5 protein-coding genes are annotated in these 4,670 nt (G+C 72.1%); 3 read left to right on the top strand and 2 right to left on the bottom strand.

Translation table 11 applies throughout. The features are described from left to right. Positions 1-147: 147 nt before the first annotated feature. Together DEIPI_RS0100335 and DEIPI_RS0100330 are read right to left on the bottom strand one after the other, a co-directional pair. Positions 148-990: a DegV family protein gene (locus tag DEIPI_RS0100335; protein ID WP_027480471.1), complete on the bottom strand. Its 843-nt coding sequence runs from the start codon at positions 988-990 to the stop codon at positions 148-150. Positions 991-1,030: 40 nt separating this feature from the next. Next, a complete protein-coding gene (locus DEIPI_RS0100330; RefSeq protein WP_045233339.1) occupies positions 1,031-2,068 on the bottom strand; it encodes a 3'(2'),5'-bisphosphate nucleotidase CysQ family protein in 1,038 nt (345 codons plus the stop codon). A 212-nt stretch (positions 2,069-2,280) separates the two neighbouring features. Here DEIPI_RS0100330 and aspS point away from each other — a divergent pair, with 212 nt between their 5' ends. The 3 genes from aspS to DEIPI_RS0100315 all read left to right on the top strand — a co-directional run. Beyond that, positions 2,281-3,573: an aspartate--tRNA(Asn) ligase gene (gene aspS / locus DEIPI_RS0100325; protein ID WP_027480469.1), complete on the top strand. Its 1,293-nt coding sequence runs from the start codon at positions 2,281-2,283 to the stop codon at positions 3,571-3,573. A 63-nt stretch (positions 3,574-3,636) separates the two neighbouring features. Then, positions 3,637-4,257 carry a hypothetical protein gene (locus DEIPI_RS27280; RefSeq protein WP_084473832.1) on the top strand — a complete coding sequence of 207 codons (621 nt, stop codon included), beginning with the start codon at positions 3,637-3,639 and terminating at the stop codon, positions 4,255-4,257. 36 nt (positions 4,258-4,293) lie between these two features. After that, positions 4,294-4,670, top strand: a 377-nt coding sequence (locus tag DEIPI_RS0100315) for an alpha/beta hydrolase (protein ID WP_027480467.1), incomplete at its 3' end; no start/stop codon positions are given.

Genomic DNA, 4,670 nt, shown 5'->3' with positions numbered 1-4,670 from the left:
CCGCGCGCACCACCGCCGAGCGCTCGTCCGCGCGGTCCAGCCACCGCCACGCGCCGAGCAGCGCGAGCCCGAGCAGCACGTAGCGACCCTTGTTCCTGAGGGTGGGGCGGGCCCGGCGGGCCCGTGAGCGTCGTCCGCGCATGGGCCTCAGACGGTGACGGGTTCGAGGCACACGCCCACGGTCCCGGGACCCGCGTGCGTCGCAACGACCGCGCCGATCGGGAGCGTCCCGACCTCCACGAGGTCGAGGGATACCAGCCCGGACCGCACCTCGTGCAGGGTGCCCTCGCCGCCCTCGGTGCACAGGTGCATCACGCGCGACGGGCCGTGCTTCGCCACGTAGTTCCGCACGTGATCCACGATGTCCTGCACGGCCTTCTTGTGGCCACGCACGCGCCCTGCGGCCTCCACGCGGCCCGCGCGGACCTCCAGGATCGGCTTGATGTTCAGCAGGCTGCCGAGCAGCGCCTGCGCCCCGCCGATGCGGCCGTTGTGCCGCAGGAACTCCAGCGTGTCCACCGTGAAGCGGATGTTGCTGACCGCCTGCACCCGTTCGAGCTCCGCGACGATCTCCTGAGGTGAGCGGCCCTCGGCGGCGCGGGCGGCGGCGCGCAGCACCTGCAGGCCCAGACCGCCCGACACGCTGCGCGAGTCCACGACGGTCACGCGGCCGTCGAACTCCTGCGCGGCGAGGCGCGCGCTGCCCACCGTGCCCGACAGCTGACCCGAGATGTGGATGGAGAGGACGTGCTCGGACGTCTCGAGCGCGGAGCGGTACGCCTCGGCGAACTCGGCCGGGCTGGGCTGCGACGTGGACGGCGTCTTCTTGCCCTCGCGGACACCCCTGAAGATGGCGGAGGGATTGATCTCGACGCCGTCCTTGAGCATGGCGCCGCCGAACAGCACGTACAGGGGAACGACCCTGATGTTCCCCTGCGACAGCTGCGCGGCCTGCAGGTCGCTGGTGGAGTCGGTCACGATGGAAATCATGTGCCCCACTTTAACCCAATCCTCAGGGACCGCGTGAGGATTACCTGTCCAGCGCGCCGTATTCCCGCTGCAGGTCCTTGACGAGGATCGAGAGCGCCGCCTGCCGCCCCTCGGCGCGCGTCACGCGCCAGGTGCCGCCCTCGCGGGCGAGCGCCACGAGCGCCTCGATCCGCCCGCCCGCGTGACGCGCGTGCAGGTGCTCGTGCCCGCGCAGGGCCCGCGCGTCCTCCTCGCCGAGCATCGCGTACACGGCGTCGCCCTCGCGCAGGCACTGCTGCTGCTCGGGCACCGCGAGGCGCGCGAGCTCGCCGCGCAGCCACGCCACCACGTCGGGCCGCCCGCCGAGCGTTCCGCGCCGCACGCGCGGACGCGGCTGGTTGTAGGCGATCCGCGCGCCGTCGCGCGTGGTGTAGTCGCCGCCCGCCGCGCGCACCAGCGCGTGCCCCGCCGCGATGTCCCACTCGGAGCGCGGGTTGATCGTGAAGGTCGCGTCGGCCTCGCCCGCCGCGATGCGCGCGAGCTTGTACGCGATGCTCCCGCTCGGGTTCAGGTTCGGCAGGTCGTACGCGTGCAGCTCGCGGGTGTGCTCCGTGTCGGACACCGTCACGATCGCCTCCGCGACGGGACGCGCCGAGAAGCCCGCGGGCTCGCCGTTGCGCGTCACGCCCGCGCCCACGTACCCGGCGTACATCACGTCCCGCGCGGGCGCGTACACCGCGCCCAGCACCGGCTCGTGATCCACCGCCAGCCCGATGGACACCACGTAGTCGCCCGTGCCGCTCACGAACTCCCGCGTCCCGTCGATGGGATCCACGATCCACACGCGGCGCCGTCCGAGCCGCTCGGCGCTGTCGGCCTCCTCCTCGCTGAGGATGCCGTCGTCCGGGAAGGCGGCGCGCAGGCCCGCCACGATGAGCTCGCTCGCCTCGCGGTCCGCGATCGTCACGGGATCGTCCGGGGTCTTCTCCTCGACGGCGAAGCCGCGCCGGACGTGCTCCAGCAGCAGTTCGCCCGCCTGCCGGGCGAGTCGGGTGGCGACGTCGAGTTCACGTTGGAGGTCAGGGGCAGCGTCGGTCATGGGCACGAGCATAGTGCGTCCCAACGAACGTGTGTGAGGTTGACACCTTTCCTGCCGCCCGCATAGACTCCCTCTAATGAACGCGTCGCTGAACAACGACAATAACGATCCGTCCTAGGGGGCGGGTCGTCGTCGTATCGCGACTCAGAGCCCCCGGCCAAGGCCGGGGGCTCCGTCCATTTCCGGCCACCGGCGGAAGAAGGGATGAGGGCATGAACGAACAGGCAGTCCAGAAGAGGGTCCTGTGCGCCGAGCTCGGCGCGCACGTCGGCCAGGAAGTCCTGCTGCGCGGCTTCGCGTACTCGCGCCGCGACCTCGGCGGCATCCAGTTCCTCGTGCTGCGCGACCGATCCGGCGTCACGCAGTGCGTCCTCTCGCACCAGCACCTACCCCTCCCGGAAAGCAGCGTCGAGGTCGTCGGCAAGGTCGTGGAGCAACCCCGCGCGCCCGGCGGCTACGAGGTGCAGGCCACGGACCTGCGCGTCCTGTCCGCCGCGACCGAGCCGCCCCCGGTGGAACTTCCCAAGGTCGAGTGGAACGCCAACCCCGAGACCCTCCTCGACTACCGCTACGTCACCGTGCGCGGCCTGCGCGACCGCGCCGCGCTGCGCGTGCAGGCCGTGCTGGTGGAGGCCTTCCGCGAGGCGCTCTCCACGCTGGGCTTCACGGAGATCTTCACCCCGAAGATCGTCTCGGCGGGCGCGGAGGGCGGCGCGAACCTCTTCGAGATCGACTACTTCGGCCGCCGCGCCTACCTCGCGCAGAGCCCGCAGCTCTACAAGCAGATCATGGTGGGCGTCTTCGAGCGCGTCTTCGAGACGGCTCCCGTGTACCGCGCCGAGGAGCACGCCACGAGCCGTCACCTCAACGAGTACCTCTCGCTCGACGCGGAGCTCGGCTTCATCGACTCCGAGGAGGACGTCATGGACGTCGAGGAGGAGGTGCTGCGCCACGTGACGCGCCGCCTGCGCGAGGACTGCGCGGCCGAGTTCGCCCTCTTCGGCGCGGACCTCCCGGACTTCCCGGCGCGCATTCCCCGCATCCCCCTGCTCGAAGCGCGCCGCCTCGTCACCGAGACCTACGGGCACGCGGTGGGCGGCAAGGACCTCGACCCGGAGGCGGAGCGCCTGCTGAGCCAGTACGTCCGCGAGCACCTGGGCAGCGACTACGTGTTCGTCACGAAGTACCCGCGCGCCGCGCGGCCCTTCTACGCGTACTTCGAGGAGGACGGCCTCACCCGCTCCTTCGACCTGCTCTACCGCGGCATCGAGATCACCTCGGGCGGGCAGCGCATCCACGACCTCGAGATGCTGCGGCGCAGCCTGCGCGAACGCGGCATGAGCGAGGAGGGCTTCGAGGGTTACCTGGAGGTCTTCAAGCACGGCATGCCCCCGCACGGCGGCTTCGCCATCGGCGCGGAGCGCCTCACCGCGAAGCTCCTCGGCATCCAGAACGTCCGCTTCGCCCGCGCCTTCCCGCGCGACCGTCACCGCCTCACGCCCTGAAGCCCGCCTTGAGTTGGAGCGCTCCGTCGCGGTCGCGGGGCGCTCCCGCTGTCACGCTGCGTCATGGCGAAGAACCACGAGCACGAGCACGACCACGACCGCGACGACCGCTACACCGACCCCGCCCTGCGCGCCCGCCTCAAGGACGAGATTCAGCGCGGCGACAGGGGAGGGAAGCCCGGCCAGTGGTCCGCCCGCAAGAGCCAGCTGCTCGTGCGCGAGTACGAGGCGCACGGCGGCGGCTACACCACGCGGAGCAGGGACGACGCGGCCCGCTCCCTCACGGAGTGGGGCGACGAGGACTGGCGCACCGTGAAGGGGGGCGGTGACGCGAGGCACGGGCAGCGGGTGGAGCGCTACCTGCCGAAGGCCGTGTGGAACATGCTGAGCGAGGACGAGCGCCGCGAGGCGGTCCGCACGAAGGACGAGGCGACCAGGAAGGGCGAGCAGCACGTCGCGTGGCCCGACAGCGTCCGCGAGGCGATGCGAGAGTACGAGCACGCCCGCGAGAAGCGTCGCCGCACGCGCGAGCGCGCTTCGGCGGGGGAGAAGAAGGCCTCGCGGAACGCGGACGAACCCTCGCGGCAGGCGCTCTACGACCGCGCCCGCGAGCTCGGCGTGCGGGGCAGGAGCCGCATGACCAAGGACGAACTGCGCGAGGCGGTCGAGGCACAGAAACGCTGAACGCACCCCGGGGCGCGGGGCTGGTAGGGTCGGGGCATGGAAACCCACGCCCAGTTCACGGTCGGCGGCGAGCGCGTCGTCGGCGTCCTCCACCTGCCCGACACGCCCGCGCCCGCCGCGGGGCACCCGCTCGTGGTGATGCTGCACGGCTACACCGGGCACAAGAGCGAGACGCACCGCCTGTTCACCCTCACGGCGCGGCACCTCGCGCGGCTCGGGGTGGGCGCCCTGCGCTTCGACTTCCGCGGGAGCGGCGACAGTGACGGCGACTTCAGCGCCATGACCGTCTCGCGCGAGGTGGAGGACGCCCTCGCGGGGGTCGAGTACGCGCGCGCCCGGCCCGGCGTGGACCCGGCGCGCGTCATGCTGATGGGCTTCTCCATGGGCGGCATGGTCGCCGCGCTCGCCGCGCC

It is taken from the genome of Deinococcus pimensis DSM 21231 (assembly GCF_000519345.1).
GTDB lineage: Bacteria > Deinococcota > Deinococci > Deinococcales > Deinococcaceae > Deinococcus_A > Deinococcus_A pimensis.
This window is presented reverse-complemented; position numbering and strand designations above follow the sequence as displayed.